We start from the raw sequence: 19,181 nt of genomic DNA, 5'->3' as shown, positions 1-19,181 counted from the left end.
AAAGATCGCAGCGTGCCGCAGTATCTACAGGGATATGAGTTTTCTGTAGGAGCTGCGGCACGCTGCGATCTTTTGATCTGGCTTATTTAGGTCCGAGAATCTTCGCCAATTTGTCCGGCGAAGGCGCGCCCTGCTGTTGTTGCAGTTCACCCTTTTCATCCAGATAGAAGATTGCTGGCGTCGCTTCCAGATCGAGGTCCTGCATTAACTGCATGTTCGCCGCGAGCTTGGCCTGCACCGCCGCAGGAATGTCTTTCAACGGCTTGAGCGTGCTGGCCTTGCCGGCCTTCTCGTGTTCTTCCAGGGCCTTGGCCGGGTCTTTGGCAGCCAGCAACGCAGCAGATTTGGCCGGGCTGTCCTCGCGGATGATGCCGACCATGATGTGCCGCAACTGCACTTTGCCGGATTTGACCCATGGCCGCGCCTGTTCCCAGAACATGTTGCAATACGGGCAGTTCGGATCACTGAACAGATACACGGTGCGCGGCGCATCCTTGTTGCCGTCCTGAATCCAGTCGCTCGCATCGAACTTGGCCCAGACTTCCTTGGCCATCGGCGCGTAGACCAGTTTCTGCAATGGCTCGCTGCTCAGGTCCTTGCCGTCGGCGTCGTACAGGTTGCCCAACAGCACATGCTTGCCATCGGGCGTCAGATACAGCGCCATGCCACGGTTCTGATACTGCGCCGCGTAACCGCGCAGGCCATCCGGGGCGTCGAACTGGCCGACGATTTTTGCGCCTTTGGCTTCGATCTGTTTGATCGCGGCAGGCAATTCTTCAGCGGCCTGTACCGACGGCAAGTGCAGCAGGGCGGTGCCCAGAGTCAGCGTCAGCAGGTGGCGGAGGCGGGGCATGGCAATTTCCTTGAAGAGGCGGCCGGTACGGCGCTCGGATTCTGATTGGAATTAGGGACGTCGAAGGCTTCCAGGGCACGGGCCAGGCTGGCATTCGACAGTTCGCCCAGGTGGCTGCTCAGCAAGCGACCCTCAGGGCTATAGAACAGCGTAGTCGGTAGCGCCATGGAACCCACGGCCTGACCCAGTCGGCCGCCGCGATCGAACAACACGTTGTTCAGGCTCAGGCCCTGGGTTTCGAGAAAGGTCGCCACGCTTTGCATGCTTTCGGCCTGATTGACGAACAGGAATGTCAGGTCCGGGCGTCGTTGCTGGGCGCTTTCAAGCACCGGCATTTCACGTCGGCACGGCGGACACCAGGTCGCCCACAGGTTGATCACCAACGGCCCGCCCTGATAGTCGCTGAGTTTTATCGACTCGCCGGCAGCGTTACGCAGATCGATCTCCGGCAGGCGCGTACCTTGTTCGTAAATGTTCAGCGACAGGCTCGCAAACACCCAGAACGCCAGACCGCTGGCCACGCCAAACCCCAAGGGACGGCGCAGTCCTGGCCGACGCCAGCCACGGTAGAAGGCTGTCAGCAGCAATACGATCACCCCCGGCCAGGCGAGGAAGCCACCGTCGCGCAGGTCGATGATCTGCCACGGCTCGTTGCGATAGTGGCCCCAGTACAGGGCGACGAACGCGATACGCGCCGCGAGCAGGCCGATCAGGAACAGCGTGAACAGCGCCGACTCGGGGTTATCGCCGCCGCGCTTGGCGACCCGCCAGCCGACAAAGGTCGCCAGCGCCAATGCACTGATCAGCAGCAGGTGGTTAAGCGCGATGGCAAAGGTGCCGAGGGTGAAAGTCAGCATTAACGAGCGTCTCGGGTAGTGGTCCAGCGTTGCAGAAAGGTATCGGCATCGACTTCGCCGGTGATGCGCTGGCTGCGTCGTTCTTCACCGTCGCCACCGATCCAGACGAAACTAGGCGGTCCTGGCACTTTATAGCGGCTCAGCAGTTCACGGCTGGCGGCATCGTCAGCGGTCACGTCGAGACGCAATAAACGAACGTCGCTCAGCGCTTGCATGACCTTGTCTTTGCCAAAAACCTGTTTCTCCATGACTTTGCACGACACACACCAATCGGCGTAGTAATCGAGCATGACCCACTGGCCCTGTGCCTTGGCGGCGTCGAGTTCACGTTGCAGCGCGGCCGGGTCCTTGATCGTGGTGAAGGCGTCGTGACCTTCTGCAGTCGGTGCGCCGGTACGTCCAGCGCTGTAGACCTGCAATGGCTGATACGGGTCGTCACTGCCACCCGCCGCACCGACCACCAACAGGCTGCCCCACAAACCGAGCAACACCGCGCTGGCACCGAACATCTGCGCGACACGGCCAAACCCTTCTGACTGTTTCCAGGCGCAGTAAGCAGCGATCAGCAGCAGGGCGCCGCATAAACCGAGCCACAGCGAAGCGTCCAGCACCGGGCGCAACATCAACAGCGCGGTGGCGAGGAACAGGAAACCGAACACACCTTTAAGCAGGTTCATCCACGCGCCGGGTTTAGGCAGGAAGCGATTGCCGACCGTCACCAGCAGCAACAACGGCACGCCGATGCCGATGCCCAGCGAGAACAAAATCAAGCCACCGTGCAGCGCATTGCCGCTTTGCGCGATGTACAACAGAGCGCCGGCCAGCGGTGCGGTCATGCACGGGCCGACCAGCAATCCAGATAACGCACCAAGCACGCCGGCACCGATCAGGCTGCCACCGCTGCGACTGCGCGAAGCGTGCTCGAGTCGGTCACGCAATGCTGTCGGCAATTGCAACTCGAAGAAACCGAACATCGGCAACGCCAGCAGCACGAACACCGCCGCGAAGGAACCGAGCAGCCACGGGTTCTGCAACCACGCTTGCAGGTTCGCACCCAACAGAGCCGCGATGACACCCATCGCCGCATACACCAGCGCCATGCAGATCACATAGCTGCTGGCCAGCGCAAAACCGCGCCGCGGGGTCGCGCCACTGCCGACAATCATGCCCGCCAGAATCGGCAACATCGGCAAGGTGCAGGGAGTGAAGGCCAGGAGCAAGCCAAGCCCGAAGAACACCAGCAAGCTCCAGCCTAATGCGCGCTGTTGCAGGCCGCTGGCGAGGGCTTGATCCGGTGCTTCATTTGTATTTGCGGTCGGTGACGCCTGACCGCCCAGATCGATGACCCGGGTTTGCGGCGGATAACACAGGCCCGCATCGGCGCAGCCCTGATAGCTGACCTTGATCTGGCCACTGGCATTGGCCGGAATTTTCACTTCCAGCCCTTGGCGATAGACCGGCTGTTCGCCAAAGAACTCGTCGCTGTGCGACTCGCCCTCGGGCAAAACCGGTTGCTGCGCTGCGGTCAGACCGTCGAACTTCAGACGTTTCTGATACAGGTAATAGCCATCGGTGATTTGCCAGAACAACTGGGTTTCGCCAGATTCCAGACGTTCGGACGTGAGCACGAACGCCTTGTCGACCGGGAGAAACTCCGGTTTCGAATCGAATGGATTGTTCCCGGCCTGAGCCAGGCTTGAAATCAGCAGTGCAAACAAAAGAAAAAAACGACGCATGGAGGAGCCTTGTCCCTGTGCAATTGAGGTGCACAGTGGCGGGCGGCGATTAACGAGTGATTAACCGAACCCTGCAGGATGTCGACCCGGGAAGGCCGACGTCGGAGCACTGGACCTTGTTGATGTTCTCAGCCCTTCAGCAGCCCGGGCCAGGAGGTTTCGGAGATTGTATACGGGCCAAATAGTTTTTTCGCAGCTTGTTCATATCGCAGGTACTGATTGTCGTTGAGAAAGATATAGAAGTAAGTATCGAACGTCGGGTAATCGTTAAGTACCGCGGTCATCATGCGACCTTTGTACTGTTCCAGTTCCGACCAAGGCGAGTTTTTGAGTGGCAGTACTTCCAGAGTTTTTGTGTAAATATCGTAGATTAGATAGTTCCCGTCATTCAGTAGTACCCAGTAAGTTTCTTTCTGTGCAGAGCTCTCACTCCACATGACGCCGACAACTTTATAGAAGTAAGGAAGCAGGGGTGCCCACATCGACCGGGCGACGGAAGTTTTGGAAAGTGCTTTGTCTGATTTTTGGCTGAATTCACAGACTGATGGAGTATCACCCTCGTCGTAGAACAGCCAGAGTGTGTCAACGCCGCCGTCCCAGCTGGCTGTCGTTGTGGTGAAGCCGAAGCGCAGATCGGCGGCGGGTTTGTCGAAACCTTCCCATTTCCCGTCAAGAAATGTTGGGTGGCCGGAGAGGACTTTATTGTCCTCGATATCGAAGCGGGAATAAGTATTTTTCTCTTTGAAGAAAAAATAAATCCGATCAGGGCCTTGGCGCCAGTCAACGGCAGTAAAGTTTTTAGTCGCGGTCATGTTAATGTTCTTTAGGTGTAAGTTGATTTTAATGGGTTGGTTTGTATCGCCAGGCAAGGTTAGTGTTGGGCGTTTTACTTGTATAGTTTAATGGTGTTTGGTTATGTTTCTTTTCGGTGGTTGTATTGTTTGTGTGTTGTTAGTTGCTGTGGTTGTTTAAGCAAATCAGCAGAAACTGAACCTCGTCTGCCGCAAGCGTTGTGGCCCTGCCATAATTGCGGCTTAATCCTGCTCTGTTTGACTCACCTTTTTTCTCAGGGAACCGCCATGCACGTACTGGTTTGCGAAGACGATGAGTTGATTGCCAGTGGAATCGTCGCCGGGCTGACGGCTCAAGGCTTGACGGTCGAACACGTCAATACCGCCTCGAAGGCGCGGGCGATGCTCAAAGTTGCTGAATTTGACGTGATGGTGCTCGATCTCGGTCTGCCCGATGAAGATGGGCTCAAGCTGTTGCAACAGTTGCGTCAGAGTGGCCTGGAAATTCCAGTGCTGATTTTGACTGCGCGCGATTCGGTCACCGACCGCGTTGATGGCTTGCAGGCGGGTGCCGACGATTACCTGTTGAAGCCGTTTGATCTGCGTGAGTTGTTCGCGCGTCTGCAAACCCTGTTGCGCCGGGTGGCTGGGCGTAGCGTCAATCTGATCGAACACGGCGCGTTGACCTACGACCCGAGCAGCCGCGAAACCATGCTCGCCGGGCAACCGATCGACTTGTCCCGCCGCGAGCAATCGTTGTTGCAGGCTTTGTTGCATAACCGTGGCCGCGTGCTGTCCACCGAGCAATTGAAGGACAGCGTCTATGGTTTCAATGACGAACTGGAGAGCAATGCGCTGAACGTGCATATCCATCACCTGCGCAGCAAACTCGGCAAAGGCATTGTTGAAACGGTACGCGGTCTTGGCTATCGCCTTGGCCCGGCCGACGGTGGAGAACAGAACAAGTGATGAGCCTGCGTCTTCGTCTGAGTCTGACCCTCGGCGCCGCGTTTGCGCTGATCTGGGCTCTGGCAGCAGCCTGGATGCTCAGCGACCTGCGCAATCAGATGATGTTTTCCCTCGACCAGCGTCTGGTGGCTTCGGCGCGCATGGTTGCCGGGTTGCTGGAGCAATTGCCGGCGCTGCCGAGCAAGGGCGAGGGCACCCATTTCAGTGCCGAACAACTGAATGTTCCCGGTGGCATGGCCTGTCAGGTCAGCTCGTTGCGCGGGGAAATTCTCGCCCGCAGCCACAGCAGTCCCGAGCAAACCCTCGAAGCCGAAAAAATGGGCTTCCACGATCAGATGATCGATGGCGCGCCGTGGCGCAGCTTCACCCTGGCGCGGGGCGATGTGCGGATTACCACGGCGGATCGACAGATCGAGCGCGAGGCGCTGAACATGTCGATTCTGCTGGCGGCCTCGGTGCCGGTGGGCGTGGCGTTGCTCGGCTGCCTGTGCCTGTTGTGGCTGGGCATCGGTCAGGGGCTGGCGCCGTTAAACCGCTTGCGCGAAGCCCTGATGCGGCGCAATGCCGATTCGCTGGAACCGTTGCAGTTGCAGTCGTTTCCCAGCGAACTGAAACCGTTGCTCGACACGCAAAATCAACTGTTCCAGCGCATCGGCAAGACTATTGAGCGTGAGCGTCGTCTGACCGGCGACGCCGCGCACGAACTGCGTAGCCCGCTGACGGCGATCAAAACCCACCTGCAAGTGGCGCGGATGACCGAAGGCAGTGTCCGCGATCAATCCTTGGCCCGGGCCGAGGAGGGCGCTGACCGCTTGCACCGCACGCTGGAGCAATTGTTGCTGCTGGCGCGGGTCGAGGGCAGCCTGTCGTTCGATGACGGTGCGCAATGCAGCGCCGAGCAAGTGGCGAAACTGGCGATTCAGGATGCCGCTGGCGGTGAGCGCCAACGGATCAAATTGCACCTGCCGACAGCGCCTTCCGACGCACCGCTGCAAATGCCGGCCGTGCTGTCGATTGCCGCGTTACGCAATCTGCTCGACAACGCCTTGCGCCATACCCCGGCGGATGGCGCGGTGGAGTTGAGTCTGGAAACCATCGGCGATCGTGCACGCTTTATCGTGCGCGATCATGGCCCGGGCATTGCGCCGGACGATTTGCAGCATCTGACCCAACGCTTCTGGCGAAACGGGCAAAGCACCGGTTGCGGTCTGGGTCTGGCGATTGTGCAGGCGATTGTTCAGCGCTGCGCCTGCACGCTGCATTTCGACAGTCGCCCGGACGGTTTGCGTGTCGAACTGAACATGCCGCTGCAACCGCTCTAATCCCACCGCGGCCCCCTGTAGGAGTGAGCCTGCTCGCGATTCGGTCTGGCATTCAAAAGATGCGTTGACTGTAAAGTTGCTATCGCGAGCAGGCTCACTCCTACAAAGGATCTGTGTTGTGGCACATCAAATGTAACTTCTCTCCATTAGTTTTTCCGCGTTCACGGCGTTATGGTCTCGGCAGCTTTGACTCAATGGATTGAGGGGACAGCGCCATGGAAGCACCCATCTGCATTTACCCGGCCAGACCGGCCGACGCCGGCATCATCAGCCGCATCATCGAACGTTCCATTCGCGTTGGTTGCGTTCTCGATCACCGTAATGATCCGCAACTGGTCAGCCTTTGGGTTCTGCGCCAGTCAGCCGATCTGATCAGCGCGCGCCTCGCCGACCCTCACGTTTATCTAAATATCGCCTTGTTGCATGACAAACCGATCGGTGTCGGCATGGCCACAGCCAATGGCGACATCACCTTCTGTCATGTCCAGCCGGAATGGTTTCGCCGTGGTGCCGGACGCGCCTTGATCGCCGACCTCGAGGGTTGGCTGCGGATTCGTGGTGTGCCTCATGCAAGTCTTGCGAGCACCCGCGCAGGCGCGGCTTTTTATAGTCGTCTGGGGTATCGCGAGTCAGCGCAACCGGTCACGCACGAAGGCTTGGCGCGGGTCTTGATGCACAAGCCGTTGCCACTGTCCGACTGACAACTCGATCAAGGGTCTAAATCCTCGAGGCGCTTAAGCGTTTCCAGAACAGGAAAACCTGCATGTGCGCCCCGTGACCGGAACGCGCACCTGCCCGGTGTGCAGTTTTTGGTCACTATCCATAGCGTATTGAGGGTCGAGAGATGTCAGTCGCCACCAGCCTTATCGAAGAGTCGCCGGCGCGGATTACCGCGCCGGCGGAAACGCTGTATCAGTTCAATGAATCGCCACTTCTGGCCCGCCAGAGCCAGCAGGAATCCAACGCCCGCAGCTACCCGCGACGCATTCCGCTGGCGCTCAAGCGCGCCAAGGGTTTGTACGTCGAAGACGTCGAGGGCCGTACTTTCATTGACTGCCTGGCTGGTGCCGGTACGTTGGCGTTGGGGCATAACCATCCGGTGGTGATCGAAGCGATCCAGCAAGTGCTGGCCGATGAGCTACCGCTGCATACCCTCGACCTGACCACGCCGGTCAAGGATCAATTCGTTCAGGATCTGTTCGGCCTGTTGCCTGCGGCGCTGGCTGGCGAGGCGAAAATCCAGTTCTGCGGCCCGACCGGCACCGATGCCGTTGAAGCCGCACTGAAACTGGTGCGCACCGCGACCGGTCGCAGCACGGTGCTGTCGTTCTCCGGTGGTTATCACGGCATGAGCCAGGGCGCACTGAGCCTGATGGGCAGCCTGGGGCCGAAAAAACCAATGGGCGCGCTGCTCAGCAACGGCGTGCAATTCATGCCATACCCTTACGACTACCGTTGCCCGTTTGGCCTCGGCGGCGCTGCGGGTGTGAAAGCCAACCTGAGCTATCTGGACAACCTGCTCAATGATCCGGAAGCCGGCGTATTACTGCCAGCAGCGGTGATCGTCGAAGCGGTGCAGGGCGAGGGTGGCGTGATCCCGGCAGACATCGAGTGGCTGCGCGGTTTGCGCCGGATCACCGAGAAGGCTGGCGTGGCGCTGATCGTCGACGAGATTCAAAGCGGCTTCGCCCGTACAGGCAAAATGTTTGCCTTTGAGCATGCCGGGATCATCCCGGACGTGGTGGTGCTGTCCAAAGCCATTGGCGGCAGTCTGCCGCTGGCGGTGGTGGTCTATCGCGACTGGCTCGATACCTGGCAGCCGGGCGCGCACGCCGGGACTTTCCGTGGCAACCAGATGGCGATGGCTGCCGGTTCGGCGGTGATGCGTTATCTGGTCGAGCACAAGGTCTGCGAACACGCGGCTGCCATGGGCGAACGCCTGAGCGAGCACCTGCACATTTTGCAACGCGACTTTCCGCAACTGGGCGACATTCGGGGTCGCGGCCTGATGCTCGGTGTTGAACTGGTCGATCCAAGCGGCACGCCGGACGCCCTCGGTCATCCGCCTGCCTTTGCCCGTCTGGCGCCGCTGGTGCAGCGCGAATGTCTCAAGCGTGGCTTGATTCTGGAACTGGGTGGCCGTCACGGCGCAGTGGTGCGCTTCCTGCCGCCGCTGGTGATCACCGCTGTGGAAATCGACCGCGTTGCCGAGATCTTCGGCCGTGCGCTGATGGCCGCGACGGCTGCGGTGTAAATTTTTCGCCGCCTCGAACGTTCCTTCTACATACCCGGCTGCACCCCGAGTGCAGCCCACCCTTACAGCGATGGAGAACCAGCATGACGTCAGTATTCGACCGCGAGGACATCCTCTTTCAGGTCGTGGTCAACCACGAAGAACAGTACTCGATCTGGCCGGACTACAAAGCCGTACCAGAAGGCTGGCGCACCGTCGGCAAGAGCGGCCTGAAGAAGGAATGCCTGGCCTACATCGAAGAGACCTGGACCGACATGCGTCCGCTGAGCCTGCGTCAGAAGATGGAAGCTCAGGCTGCTCACTAAGTCGACAGCCAAAGAAAACCCGCTGAGCCGGTGACGGTCAGCGGGTTTTTTCATGCCTGGCATTTGTGTTGCCTGTTATGGCCTCATCGCGAGCAGGCTCGCTCCCACATTGGATCTGCGTTGCTCATAAAACCCTGTGGGAGCTAGCCTGCTAGCGATAAACGATCACTCGGTCTCAAGCCCTGCTCAAACCCTTGAGCACCCGTTGTCTTTCAATCTCGCCGTCAGTTGCTTCAAATCTACCGGCGTCCACTCAGCATCAGCAGCAGGCTCCCACATTGGATCTGCGTTGCTCATAAAACCCAGTGGGAGCTAGCCTGCTAGCGATAAACGATCACTCGGTCTCAAGCCCCGCTCAAACCCTTGAGCACCAGATCCACATTCCCCTCAAGCTCCGCCACCGGGTCCTTGGCATCGGTGCTCAGCACCAGCAACCGACTGCCCGATTCGGCAATCGCTGCTTTAATCGCTTCGGACGGCTGACGATGATGTAGCACCACCGCCACGTCGTTGTCTTTCAAGGTTGCGGTCAGTTGCTTCAATTCTTCCGGCGTCCACTCGGTATCCGGCCGCGCATCCTGGCCAATCAGCTCCAGATTGAGGCTGCCGATCAGATAGCCGAAGTGATCGCTCAGACTCATCACACTCAGATTATCGGCACTGGCCAAACGCGCTTCGCTGTCGGCGCTGAGTTTCAGCAAACGTTGTTTCAGTGTCGCCAGATTGGCCTCGATCTTTGGCTTGGCCGCTGGCGCCAAACGCACCAGATCCGCCGCCATAACGTCCGCCATGCGTCCCATGTTGTTGCTCGCCAGCCACGGCTGGCTGTTCAAACCATCGATCTTCGACCCCGGCTGCACGGCGATGCCGGGCAGGGCGCCATCGACCGGACGAGCAGCATCGACTTCGACGATGCGGATGTTGCTGCGGCGGGCAATCGGGTAAAGCGGATCATCGGCCCACAGCGAGCGCACGCCGATCACCGCGTCGGCGCCGGTCGCGAGTTTGCTCAGCGCCGGAGCGCCGCGACCGGTGAAATACGCGGTCTGGCGACTGCCTGGTAGATTCGCCGGCGCCGCACGTTCCAGGCTGACATCGGTGCCTTTGAGTAGCACTTCGCCGAGGCCATAAGTGATCGGCAACGAGGCCAGCACCCGCAGTGGTTTCGCGTTTTCGGCGGCCATCAGCGGCGCGCAGACTACCCCGTACAGGGCCATGGTCAGGGTCAGTTTTCGCAGAGAGAAAGCCATTTATCCAAGATTCCCTTTGAGGCTGGGGACCACACCGCGCGCGATGGCGGCGAGGGCGAAAGCGATGCCGGCGACCAGAATGATCGCGGCGCCGGACGGGATCGGCAGATCGAAGACGATGGGCGCGAGAATCCCGCACAAGGTGCTGACTGTGGCGATCAGCACCGAACACCAGAAGAAACCCTTGAGCGATTGACTGAGCAAGCGAGCCGCCGCTGCCGGAATCACCAGCAGCGCGCCCACCAGAATCGCGCCAATGACTTTCACGGCGGCAACGGTGATCAACGTCACCAGAATCACGAACAGGTAATCCAGAGTCTTCACCGCCACACCGCGCACCGCCGCCAGTTGCGGGTTGAAACTGGCGAGCATGATCCGGTTGTACAACGGCAGCGCCAGCGCCATGACCAGCGAACCGACGATGGCCAGTACCAGCAGGTCGTTACCGTTGACGGTCAGCACCGAGCCGAACAGCACGTTTTCCAGAATGTGCACGTTGATCTTGCCAGCCAGAATCAGCAGCAGGCTCGCTCCCAGAGCCAGCGATACCGAGAGGAACACGCCGATCAAGGTATCCGGCGCCAGCCCGGTGCGATTGCGCAGGTAATTAAGCAGAATGCCAAACAGCAGGCAGTAACCGAACAGGCTGCCATACGGCCCGGTGTAGGGTTCACCGAGCAGAATGCCGATGGCCACACCGGTCAGTGCCGCGTGACCGACCGCTTCCGAGAAAAACGCGAAGCGCTTGACCACCACCAGCGTGCCGAGACCGCCGAGCACTGGACCGATCAGCAGGCCGGCGAGCAGCGCGTTGACCACGAAACCGTAGGCCAGCGCTTCCGGCAGGTAACCCGCCGAGGCCCAGCCCTGGACCATCAAACGAAAGGCTTCATAGCTCATTTGGCAGCGCTCCGTGGATGGGTCGAGAACAGCGACAGCAAGCGTTCCGGAGTCAGCGCCAGTTCCGGCGTGGTGTCGAACAGCACGCGGCGATTGAGGCCGGTCACCCGGTTGGCCAGACGTTTCACCGCTTGCAGATCGTGTTCGATCCACAGCACAGTGATGCCCGCCGCACGCCAGTCATTGAGCAGGCGTTCGAAGACCTGAATCCCGGCTTCGTCGAGGGCCGACATCGGCTCGTCGAGGACCAACAGTTGCGGCGCCGGAATCAGGCCCTGCGCGAGCAGCACGCGTTGGCGTTCGCCACCGGACAGCGCACCCATGCGCCGTTTGCGCTTGTCCTGCATGCCGACCCGCTCCAGCGCGTCACCGATGGCGCCAGCGTAGTGTTTGCTCAAACCGAGAAACGCCGGACGGCGCTGACACATCGCCGCCATGAAATCGTCGACGGTCATCGGCAAACCGCGATCAAACTCCAGCGCCTGCGGCACATACCCGATGATCCCCGTTTCGCCTGGCCATTGCAGGCTCAAGCGACCCTGATGTGGCATTTGTCCGAGCAAGGTCTTGATCAGCGAACTCTTGCCGCCGCCATTCGGCCCGACCAGCGCATGCACGCTGCCGGGCTGCACCTGGAAGGTGACCTGGTCGAGAATCGTCGTGCGCCCCAGCGTCAGGCAAACATTGGAGAAATCCAGAGTCGGCCCCAAAACCTGTGGGAGCGAGCCTGCTCGCGAAAGCGGAGCCTCATTCAAAGATGATGGTGACTGACTTGACGCCTTCGCGAGCAAGCTCGCTCTCACAGGGGAGTCGGTGCTGTCCGGGATTAGGGTTTCTCTGGAAGTCATGCGCCGGACTCCTGAATTGCCCGCACCACGGTGTTGAGGTTGCCGGTCATTTCCTTTTCGTACTTGTCGGCGGTGTATTCGCCGTAGGAGATGTGCGACAGCGGATACAGCTTCACGCCCGACTCACGCTGGATGGTTTCGACGTAGGTGGACGGGAAGTCCATCTCCGAGAAAATCACCTTCACGTCGAGTTCGCGCAGTTGGTCGATGGTCTTTTTCAACTGGCTCGGGCTCGGCTCGATGCCGTGGGCCGGCTCAACCACAGCGGTAACTTCAAGACCGAATTCACGCAACAGATAGTCGTACGCCGCGTGAACCGTGGCGACGCGCAACTCGGCGTTCGGCGCCTGAGTCAGCTTGGCCAACGCATCAGCGCGCATCTGCCGCAGACGTTTGCCATAGGCGCGGGCGTTCTGCGTGTAGGTCTTGGCGTTGTCCGGATCAAGCTTGCCCAGTTCGCGGGCAATATTGTTGACCTGGGCAATCGAAGCGCTGATCGACAGGAACGTATGCGGGTTGACCACTTTGCCTGCCCCGCGCGCGGCGACGCCGGTGGCGGCCAGCAACGGCACGTTTTCGTTGGCTTCGATGGTCTTGATGTTCGGCGTTTCGCTGGCGGCGATCATGCGGTCGGCGAAGTCGTCATGGCCGACGCCGTTGAGCACGATCACGTCCAGCCCGCTGATGCGCTTGATGTCCTCGGCGCGAGGCTCGTAGGCGTGCGGGTTGAAACCGGCAGGAATCAGCGGCACTACATCAGCCTTGTCGCCGACTATGTTCGCCACATAGCTGTAATAAGGATGCAGGGTGATGCCGATGCGCAGGCGTTTGGCGGTATCGGCGCTGGCCAACGGGCTCAGCAGACAGGCGCACAAACCAACCAGCAGCAGGCGCAGAAACGGACGACGAGGAGATGAAATAGACATGGGCAAGCGGTCTTCTCTCGGGTGAAGGCGAAGGTTCAGTGGCGATGTTCGCGGGTAACCCCGGCATCGAATTGCGCGACGATCTGCTTCCAGCCGGCAGCGGACAGCACGGCGTCGGTCAGATCGGAGGGCGCCTGAAGATCGGCGTTGCGGTTGAGCCAGATGTCCGGTGCGGCGTGTTCATCGGCGCTCACGCGCATCAGGAACGAGCCGGCGATGGCGGGCGACTGGCTGTGACCGAAGTAGCTGGTATCGGCAATCAACTGCCAGACATGGCCACCACGGCTGACCGAACTGGCATCCCTTGCAAACGGTGCGAAGCCTTCGTCAGCAAGGTTTTGCGGAGTCGGCAGGGTTTTCTGTTCTTCGCGCAGCAGGTGGATTTCGTCGAGGGTCACCCGCAGATCGGCGTAGATGCCCTGCTCGGAGGCGGCGAGGTCACGGCGCGCGTCCAACTGGTTGCTGGCGACCGGCTCCGGTTCCTGCGACACACTCCGCCAAGCCACCACCGAGCCTGCGACCGCCAGAATCAGCAGGCACAAACACAGTACGGTCAGCGTTTCGTGGCCAGCGCCGGCCGGGCGTACGACTTGGGTGGTTGGCGTGCTCATGGGGTCTCGATATCCGCTTGGTCGATCTCGACGACATGCCCGGGGCCAGCATCGAACAGCACGTAAAACTCGGCGCCGGGCTTCTTGAAGGTCAGGGTCGAGTCGGCGCCGAGTTTGCCCGGTACAAGAATCGTCTCGTCGTAGCCGATCACATCAAGGGTCACCCCCGGCGCGCCGCTGCCATCGGAGAACCCCCCGGTGCACTTGATCTGTTCGTCACCGACGGCTTTGCATTCGCACATCGGGTTATGGGCCAGCGTGCTGGTGCTGAAACCGGCGCAAACAAGCAGCAGCGCGGCGCTCAGCCGCAGGCGGGAAGGGCGTTGAACGTGGCTCATGGTTTGGCTCCTTGTTTGTTCAGCCAGGCGATGGTGGCGGGGGAGGCCTGGCTCAGCGGAATCGACGCTTGATGCATCGTGCCGTCCCAGCCTTCCATGGTGATCCACAGCTCGGCATCGGTTTTGGTCTTTTCCGGAATCGGCAGTTGACTGCCCATGCGGTATGGCGTGCCGAAGAAGATCACCCCGGCGGCGCGCAGGCTGCGGGGTTTGCCGATGCGCAGGTAGGTGGCCTTGACCTGTTCGACACAGGCGTCGCATAGCGCAGCATTGAAATCTTTCATGTAGCCGGCAGGGCCGGTGAGCAGCGGTGCCTCATTCCGCAACTCAGCCAGTCGCAGGCTCCAGGGGCCGACCTGGACTTCGCCGATCTCCCGTTCGCCAAGTCCACTGTCGCCACGAAATAACGCGGCGTCGGCGAAGTATTTAGGCATGAACCCCAGCGGAATCAGGAGCAGCAGCGCGTTGATATGGAACCGCCATTTGCGCCAGATCCGGCCAAGGCGCGAGGGTTGGGCAACAGGCGTGGACTGGCTCACAGGCTGGCCTCCGAAGGTTCACGGGCGATGGCCGTTTTTGCCGGTGTGCTGCAAGCTTTCTTGCTCTCGCGTTTGAGCGCATTGGCGGTGGCCAGCGCGGTGCGTTTGGTCCAGATCAAAAGGCCGCTGAGCACCATCATGCTCAACAGCAGACCGAAGAAGAACCAGATCAGCTTGATCCACAGCCCTCCGAAGTCACCGGTGTGCAGCGGGCGCATGGATTCGGTGATGAACTCCAGCGATGTGCGATCGGAGATCAGCCGCGATGCCGCCATATCGCCGTTGTATGGATTGAGTGTGGCGGTCTGGAACATCAGTGGATACCAGCCACGTCCACCGACGCTCATATGGCTGTAGGCATTGCCCGGCAGGCTGATGAAACTGACTTCCAGGCCGGGAATCTTCTGCTCGGCGATGCTCACTGCGCGGTCGAGGCTGATGCGCGGCGGTGAGGTGGCGTCGACGGACAACGGTACGCTTTCGCGGGCCATCGCCGGAATGATCGGCTCGGTTGAAATGGATACCTGATTGTCGAAGAGAAAAGCCTGAATCAGAAACCAGGTGCCGGTGATGGAGATCACCGCGATGAACCAGATCGACCAGATGCCGCTGAGTCGATGAAAGTCGCCCCAGAAGATCCGCGCGCCGTGGTTGAAACGCAGGGTCGGGCGCAGGAAACCTCTCCAGAAACGCTTGTAGACCACCAGCCCGGTGATCAGCGAAACCAGCATCGGCAAACCGAGGAACGACACCAGGTACCAGCCCCAACTGTAACCGTTGGTGAACGGCACCAGCCACCAGCCATGCAGGGCCCGGGTGAATGCCTTGAAGTTGAATTGCGGCGCCGAACCCTGGATCACCCCGGTGTAAGGGTTGACGTAGACCGTTTGCGAACGGCCGTCGGGGTAGCTGACTTCGACGTCGAGGGCGAAGTGCGATTCGTCAGGGCGGCTGATGCTTTCGACCAGCGTTTGCGGTTCGGCTTTCTTGATGGCCGCGATGACCTGGTCATAGCTGAGCAGCGGCGCATCGTCCGAAGGCGCACTGGCGCGCATTTGCGGATTGGCCAGCCAGACGATTTCCTGACTGACCACGGCCAGCGTGCCGGTGACGCAGACGATCAGGACAAAAAACCAGATCGGTAACGCGAGCCAGCTGTGCACCAGGAACCACAGTTTCGAGCGGGATTTCTTCGACATGATTCAACGTCTTGATTCGGTGAGAGGAGCCTTCACTACGGGCTTCGCAGCACGGTGGTCCCTGAAAGGGCCGGTCGTGGCTGTTGCCTACGCGAACGGCCTGCATCTCTATAGGACGGATGAGCGAAGCAAATCCCGATGAGGGATATGAAAGTAAATGTTTCGCACTTCGCGAAAACAGCCTGATCCCTGTGGGAGTGAGCCTGCTCGCGATAGCAATGCATCAGCCAACACATTTATTGGCGGATACACCGCTATCGCGAGCAGGCTCACTCCCACAGGGGATCGAACACGATTCATGATCTGCGCCATCACTGTCCGCCGATTGATGGCCGCCACGCGCTGCCTATGATGGAAATCAAACAGACTCCCCAAGTGAGCGCTTGATGAAACCCAGAACCCTCTACGACAAACACATCGATTCGCACACGGTGTGCCGTCTCGATGACCAGGGCCATGTCCTGTTGTACATCGACCGTCAGGTGATCAACGAATACACCAGCCCGCAGGCCTTCAGCGGTTTGCGCGCCGCCGGGCGCGAAGTCTGGCGGCCGGGCACGGCGCTGGCGGTGGTCGATCACGTCAACCCGACCACGCCGCTACGGGTGGCCGCGATGCCTGATGCAGGTGGTGCGCGGCAGGTGTCGTATCTGGCGGAAAACTGCCGGGACTTCGGCATCGAGTTGCTGGACATTCTCGATCAGCGCCAAGGCATCGAGCATGTGATCGCGCCGGAGCAGGGGTTTATTCTGCCGGGCATGGTGATCGCTGCCGGCGACAGCCATACCACCACCTACGGCGCGCTCGGTGCATTCGGTTTTGGCATCGGCACTTCCGAGATCGAACATCTGCTGGCCTCGCAAACGCTGGTCTACAAACGCTTGAAAAGCCTGCGTGTGACCGTCGATGGCGACCTCGCGCCGGGCCTGACGTCCAAGGACGTGATCATGGCGCTGATCAGTCGGATCGGTGCCTCCGGCGCCACGGGTTACGCGATTGAATTCTGCGGTTCGTCCATCGATGCCCTGAGCGTCGAGGCGCGCATGACCATCTGCAACATGGCGGTGGAGGCTGGCGCACGCGGTGCGTTCATGGCCCCGGACGCCAAGGTCTTTGTTTATCTCAAAGGCAGGCCACGTGCGCCTCAGGGTGAAATCTTCGAACAGGCCGTGGAAAAGTGGCGCGAGCTGCGCAGCGATCCCGGCGCCGTGTTCGACCGCGAAGTGCAGCTCGACGCCAATGCACTGGAGCCGATGGTCACCTGGGGCACCAGCCCCGATCAGGCCGCGCCCATCGGCGGCCGGGTGCCCGATCCGCAAGCCATCGACGACCCGATCCTGCGCCAGGACATGCGCCGTGCCCTGAACTACATGGGCCTTGAAGCGGGCATGGCGCTAAGCGATATCGTCATCAGCCATGCGTTTATCGGTTCGTGCACCAATGCGCGGATCGAAGATTTGCGCGATGCCGCCAGTGTCGTGCGTGGTCAGCAGGTCGCCGCGCATGTGCGGGCGATGATCGTGCCCGGTTCCAGCGAAGTCCGTGCTCAGGCCGAGGCTGAAGGGCTGGCGGCGATCTTTATCGACGCCGGTTTCGAATGGCGTCAGTCCGGGTGCTCGATGTGTCTGGCAATGAACGACGACGTACTGGCGCCCGGCGACCGCTGCGCCTCCAGCACCAATCGCAATTTCGAAGGCCGTCAGGGCGCCGGCGCGCGCACCCATTTGATGAGCCCGGCGATGGTCGCGGCGGCGGCAATCACTGGCCACTTGACCGACATTCGCCATTTTGGAGAACGCCTATGAGCCTGCAACCCTTCACTCAGGTCAGCGGCCAGGCCGCGCCGATGCTGGCGGCCAACGTCGACACCGACGTGATCATGCCCAAACAGTTTCTCAAGGGCATCGACCGGCAGGGCCTGGATCGCGGTCTGTTTTTTGATTTGCGCTTTTTGGCGGACGGTTCGGCCAATCCCGATTTCGTGCTGAATCAACCGGCGTGGCAGGGCGCGAGTTTTCTGCTGGTCGGGCCGAATTTCGGCTGCGGCTCCAGCCGTGAGCACGCGGTATGGGGCCTGCAACAGATGGGCATCCGCGCGTTGATCGGCAGCAGTTTCGCCGGGATCTTTTACGACAACTGTCAGCGCAACGGCGTGTTGCTGATCACGCTGGACGAGGCGCAGGTGCAGCGCATCGGCAAACTTGTCAGCCAGCCTGACAGTGCGCGGATCAGCATTGATCTCGAGGCGCAGCAGATTGGATTGGCGGATGGCAGCGTCGTCGATTTTCAGATCGACACGCTGCGCAAGACTGCCTTGTTGCTGGGGCTCGATGCTATCGGCAGCACTTTGCAGCGTCGCGAACAGATCAAGGCCTTCGAACGTGTACACCTGACCAATAATCCTTGGCTGAACTGACGCCCCCGCTAACCCTGTAGGAGTGAGCCTGCTCGCGATAGCGTCGTGTCAGTCGACATCATCATCGGCCGAATAACTGCTATCGCGAGCAGGCTCACTCCTGCAAGGGATTGAAAGATCCTTGAAGTGTTCCTGCAAAAACTCCACACACGCGCGCAGTTTCCCGGAACTCGCCAGCCGCGTCGGGTACACCGCCCAGACGTTGGCACTCTGGCTGTAATCCTCCAGCACTTGCACCAGTCGGCCTTGTTCGAGCAATGGCTTCACGTCCCACAATGAGCGCAGCAATATCCCACGCCCGTCGAGTGCCCATTGCAGGACGATTTCGCCACTGTTGGACGACAACGGCCCGCTGACCCGGACACTTTCCTGCGCGCTGTCGCGATCCAGGTTCCACACCCCGAAAGCGTTGTCGCGCTCCTTGATTACCAGACATTGATGCTGTTGCAGATCGCTCAGGCTTTGCGGCGTACCGTGGCGCTGCAGATAACCTGGCGCTGCGCACAGCACCCGCCGGTTGCTGACCAGTTGCCGCCCGATGTGCTGGCCGGGCAGATCATCGCCAACGCGGATCTCCAGATCGAAACCTTCATTGACGATGTCCACCGTGCGGTCGAACAGGTCGAGGCGAATCTCCAGATCCGGATAACGCTCGGCCAACAACGAGATGGCCGGTGCAACGTGATTGCGACCGAAACCAAAACTGCTGCACATGTGCAACCGCCCACGAGGGCTGTCGTGGGCGTCGGTCAGTTCGTCATGCAGTTGCTGGAAGTCATCAAGAATGCGCAAGGCCCAGCGCTGCACGCGCTCACCGTCTTCGGTCAGCGCCACGCGCCGACTGGTACGGTGCAGCAGGCGGGTGCCGAGGGTGGTTTCGAGGATCTGAATGCGCTTGCTGACATAGGCCGGCGACTGGCCCAACTCATCGGCGGCAGCGGCAAAGCCGTTCTTGCGGATCACGGTGAGCAGAACGCGCAGGTCTTCGGGCAGGGGCACGGTGTCTTTCTTCTGGGTCATGTCGAAACGAACACTGGCGGCACAAGCCGCCAGCATAGCATCGCCTC

General features: G+C 60.4%; 20 protein-coding genes. 7 read left to right on the top strand and 13 right to left on the bottom strand.

Going from position 1 to position 19,181, the window contains the following annotated elements:
- Positions 1-82: 82 nt before the first annotated feature.
- From dsbG to ACIOZM_RS11200, 4 genes are all read right to left on the bottom strand, one after another.
- Positions 83-853, bottom strand: a complete 771-nt coding sequence (gene dsbG, locus ACIOZM_RS11215; protein ID WP_401213324.1) for a thiol:disulfide interchange protein DsbG — start codon at positions 851-853, stop codon at positions 83-85.
- The gene (locus tag ACIOZM_RS11210; protein WP_401213321.1) at positions 829-1,710 is read right to left on the bottom strand and encodes a prolipoprotein diacylglyceryl transferase family protein; all 882 of its coding nucleotides are present in this window, start codon (positions 1,708-1,710) and stop codon (positions 829-831) included. The genes dsbG and ACIOZM_RS11210 overlap by 25 nt, the downstream gene beginning before the upstream one ends.
- Positions 1,710-3,446, bottom strand: coding sequence for a protein-disulfide reductase DsbD (dsbD, locus tag ACIOZM_RS11205; protein ID WP_401213319.1), 1,737 nt, complete (start codon positions 3,444-3,446; stop codon positions 1,710-1,712). Before dsbD ends, ACIOZM_RS11210 begins: the two co-directional genes overlap by 1 nt.
- Positions 3,447-3,574: 128 nt before the next feature.
- Entirely contained in the window at positions 3,575-4,258 is a 684-nt protein-coding gene (locus tag ACIOZM_RS11200; protein WP_401213316.1) for a hypothetical protein, read from the bottom strand.
- A 267-nt stretch (positions 4,259-4,525) separates the two neighbouring features.
- Between ACIOZM_RS11200 and ACIOZM_RS11195 the strand changes: the two genes are divergently transcribed.
- The 5 genes from ACIOZM_RS11195 (at position 4,526) to ACIOZM_RS11175 (ending at position 9,087) form a co-directional block, all read left to right on the top strand.
- The gene (locus ACIOZM_RS11195; protein WP_401213314.1) at positions 4,526-5,206 is read left to right on the top strand and encodes a response regulator; all 681 of its coding nucleotides are present in this window, start codon (positions 4,526-4,528) and stop codon (positions 5,204-5,206) included.
- Positions 5,206-6,528 carry an ATP-binding protein gene (locus ACIOZM_RS11190; protein ID WP_401213311.1) on the top strand — a complete coding sequence of 441 codons (1,323 nt, stop codon included), beginning with the start codon at positions 5,206-5,208 and terminating at the stop codon, positions 6,526-6,528. Before ACIOZM_RS11195 ends, ACIOZM_RS11190 begins: the two co-directional genes overlap by 1 nt.
- 215 nt (positions 6,529-6,743) lie before the next feature.
- The gene (locus ACIOZM_RS11185; RefSeq protein ID WP_401213309.1) at positions 6,744-7,229 is read left to right on the top strand and encodes a GNAT family N-acetyltransferase; all 486 of its coding nucleotides are present in this window, start codon (positions 6,744-6,746) and stop codon (positions 7,227-7,229) included.
- 143 nt (positions 7,230-7,372) lie between these two features.
- Positions 7,373-8,782: an aspartate aminotransferase family protein gene (locus ACIOZM_RS11180; RefSeq protein ID WP_401213306.1), complete on the top strand. Its 1,410-nt coding sequence runs from the start codon at positions 7,373-7,375 to the stop codon at positions 8,780-8,782.
- 83 nt (positions 8,783-8,865) lie between these two features.
- Positions 8,866-9,087: an MbtH family protein gene (locus tag ACIOZM_RS11175; RefSeq protein WP_401213304.1), complete on the top strand. Its 222-nt coding sequence runs from the start codon at positions 8,866-8,868 to the stop codon at positions 9,085-9,087.
- 344 nt (positions 9,088-9,431) lie between these two features.
- On the opposite strand, the gene ACIOZM_RS11170 is transcribed toward ACIOZM_RS11175, so the two are convergent.
- Genes ACIOZM_RS11170 through ACIOZM_RS11135 form a run of 8 tightly spaced genes read right to left on the bottom strand, consistent with a single transcriptional unit; the run spans position 9,432 to position 15,698 of the window.
- A complete protein-coding gene (locus ACIOZM_RS11170; protein ID WP_401213301.1) occupies positions 9,432-10,337 on the bottom strand; it encodes a metal ABC transporter substrate-binding protein in 906 nt (301 codons plus the stop codon).
- Positions 10,338-11,237 carry a metal ABC transporter permease gene (locus ACIOZM_RS11165; RefSeq protein ID WP_401213298.1) on the bottom strand — a complete coding sequence of 300 codons (900 nt, stop codon included), beginning with the start codon at positions 11,235-11,237 and terminating at the stop codon, positions 10,338-10,340. It lies immediately after the preceding gene.
- Positions 11,234-12,085, bottom strand: a complete 852-nt coding sequence (locus ACIOZM_RS11160; RefSeq protein WP_401213295.1) for a metal ABC transporter ATP-binding protein — start codon at positions 12,083-12,085, stop codon at positions 11,234-11,236. Before ACIOZM_RS11160 ends, ACIOZM_RS11165 begins: the two co-directional genes overlap by 4 nt.
- A complete protein-coding gene (locus ACIOZM_RS11155) occupies positions 12,082-13,011 on the bottom strand; it encodes a metal ABC transporter substrate-binding protein (protein WP_401213292.1) in 930 nt (309 codons plus the stop codon). Before ACIOZM_RS11155 ends, ACIOZM_RS11160 begins: the two co-directional genes overlap by 4 nt.
- A gap of 35 nt (positions 13,012-13,046) precedes the next feature.
- A complete protein-coding gene (locus tag ACIOZM_RS11150) occupies positions 13,047-13,622 on the bottom strand; it encodes a DUF6162 family protein (RefSeq protein WP_401213289.1) in 576 nt (191 codons plus the stop codon).
- Positions 13,619-13,960, bottom strand: coding sequence for a hypothetical protein (locus ACIOZM_RS11145; protein ID WP_401213286.1), 342 nt, complete (start codon positions 13,958-13,960; stop codon positions 13,619-13,621). The genes ACIOZM_RS11150 and ACIOZM_RS11145 overlap by 4 nt, the downstream gene beginning before the upstream one ends.
- Entirely contained in the window at positions 13,957-14,499 is a 543-nt protein-coding gene (locus tag ACIOZM_RS11140) for a thiamine pyrophosphate-binding protein (RefSeq protein ID WP_401213284.1), read from the bottom strand. Before ACIOZM_RS11140 ends, ACIOZM_RS11145 begins: the two co-directional genes overlap by 4 nt.
- Positions 14,496-15,698 (bottom strand): PepSY-associated TM helix domain-containing protein, encoded by a 1,203-nt coding sequence (locus tag ACIOZM_RS11135; RefSeq protein ID WP_401213281.1) that lies wholly within the window; start codon positions 15,696-15,698, stop codon positions 14,496-14,498. Before ACIOZM_RS11135 ends, ACIOZM_RS11140 begins: the two co-directional genes overlap by 4 nt.
- A 386-nt stretch (positions 15,699-16,084) precedes the next feature.
- Between ACIOZM_RS11135 and leuC the strand changes: the two genes are divergently transcribed.
- Together leuC and leuD are read left to right on the top strand one after the other, a co-directional pair.
- Positions 16,085-17,503: a 3-isopropylmalate dehydratase large subunit gene (gene leuC / locus ACIOZM_RS11130; RefSeq protein ID WP_401213278.1), complete on the top strand. Its 1,419-nt coding sequence runs from the start codon at positions 16,085-16,087 to the stop codon at positions 17,501-17,503.
- Entirely contained in the window at positions 17,500-18,114 is a 615-nt protein-coding gene (leuD, locus tag ACIOZM_RS11125) for a 3-isopropylmalate dehydratase small subunit (protein WP_401213275.1), read from the top strand. Before leuC ends, leuD begins: the two co-directional genes overlap by 4 nt.
- A 48-nt stretch (positions 18,115-18,162) precedes the next feature.
- On the opposite strand, the gene ACIOZM_RS11120 is transcribed toward leuD, so the two are convergent.
- Complete coding sequence (locus ACIOZM_RS11120) at positions 18,163-19,170, bottom strand: LysR substrate-binding domain-containing protein (RefSeq protein ID WP_401213273.1); 1,008 nt, start codon at positions 19,168-19,170, stop codon at positions 18,163-18,165.
- Positions 19,171-19,181 lie beyond the last annotated feature (11 nt).

It is taken from the genome of Pseudomonas sp. NPDC087346 (assembly GCF_044744235.1).
Lineage (GTDB): Bacteria > Pseudomonadota > Gammaproteobacteria > Pseudomonadales > Pseudomonadaceae > Aquipseudomonas.
The sequence above is the reverse complement of the archived record's forward strand: the minus strand, read 5'-3'. Positions and strand labels throughout refer to the sequence as shown.

Excerpts from the sequence above, each read along its gene's own strand:
- leuC (WP_401213278.1), top strand. The coding sequence starts at position 16,085 with ATGAAACCCAGAACCCTCTACGACAAACACATCGATTCGCACACGGTG.
- ACIOZM_RS11180 (WP_401213306.1), top strand. The coding sequence starts at position 7,373 with ATGTCAGTCGCCACCAGCCTTATCGAAGAGTCGCCGGCGCGGATTACC.
- ACIOZM_RS11150 (WP_401213289.1), bottom strand. The coding sequence starts at position 13,622 with ATGAGCACGCCAACCACCCAAGTCGTACGCCCGGCCGGCGCTGGCCAC.
- ACIOZM_RS11190 (WP_401213311.1), top strand. The coding sequence starts at position 5,206 with ATGAGCCTGCGTCTTCGTCTGAGTCTGACCCTCGGCGCCGCGTTTGCG.
- ACIOZM_RS11175 (WP_401213304.1), top strand. The coding sequence starts at position 8,866 with ATGACGTCAGTATTCGACCGCGAGGACATCCTCTTTCAGGTCGTGGTC.
- ACIOZM_RS11210 (WP_401213321.1), bottom strand. The coding sequence starts at position 1,710 with ATGCTGACTTTCACCCTCGGCACCTTTGCCATCGCGCTTAACCACCTG.
- ACIOZM_RS11145 (WP_401213286.1), bottom strand. The coding sequence starts at position 13,960 with ATGAGCCACGTTCAACGCCCTTCCCGCCTGCGGCTGAGCGCCGCGCTG.
- dsbG (WP_401213324.1), bottom strand. The coding sequence starts at position 853 with ATGCCCCGCCTCCGCCACCTGCTGACGCTGACTCTGGGCACCGCCCTG.
- ACIOZM_RS11160 (WP_401213295.1), bottom strand. The coding sequence starts at position 12,085 with ATGACTTCCAGAGAAACCCTAATCCCGGACAGCACCGACTCCCCTGTG.
- ACIOZM_RS11185 (WP_401213309.1), top strand. The coding sequence starts at position 6,744 with ATGGAAGCACCCATCTGCATTTACCCGGCCAGACCGGCCGACGCCGGC.
- ACIOZM_RS11120 (WP_401213273.1), bottom strand. The coding sequence starts at position 19,170 with ATGCTGGCGGCTTGTGCCGCCAGTGTTCGTTTCGACATGACCCAGAAG.
- ACIOZM_RS11155 (WP_401213292.1), bottom strand. The coding sequence starts at position 13,011 with ATGTCTATTTCATCTCCTCGTCGTCCGTTTCTGCGCCTGCTGCTGGTT.
- ACIOZM_RS11135 (WP_401213281.1), bottom strand. The coding sequence starts at position 15,698 with ATGTCGAAGAAATCCCGCTCGAAACTGTGGTTCCTGGTGCACAGCTGG.
- ACIOZM_RS11170 (WP_401213301.1), bottom strand. The coding sequence starts at position 10,337 with ATGGCTTTCTCTCTGCGAAAACTGACCCTGACCATGGCCCTGTACGGG.
- ACIOZM_RS11200 (WP_401213316.1), bottom strand. The coding sequence starts at position 4,258 with ATGACCGCGACTAAAAACTTTACTGCCGTTGACTGGCGCCAAGGCCCT.
- leuD (WP_401213275.1), top strand. The coding sequence starts at position 17,500 with ATGAGCCTGCAACCCTTCACTCAGGTCAGCGGCCAGGCCGCGCCGATG.
- ACIOZM_RS11165 (WP_401213298.1), bottom strand. The coding sequence starts at position 11,237 with ATGAGCTATGAAGCCTTTCGTTTGATGGTCCAGGGCTGGGCCTCGGCG.
- dsbD (WP_401213319.1), bottom strand. The coding sequence starts at position 3,446 with ATGCGTCGTTTTTTTCTTTTGTTTGCACTGCTGATTTCAAGCCTGGCT.
- ACIOZM_RS11195 (WP_401213314.1), top strand. The coding sequence starts at position 4,526 with ATGCACGTACTGGTTTGCGAAGACGATGAGTTGATTGCCAGTGGAATC.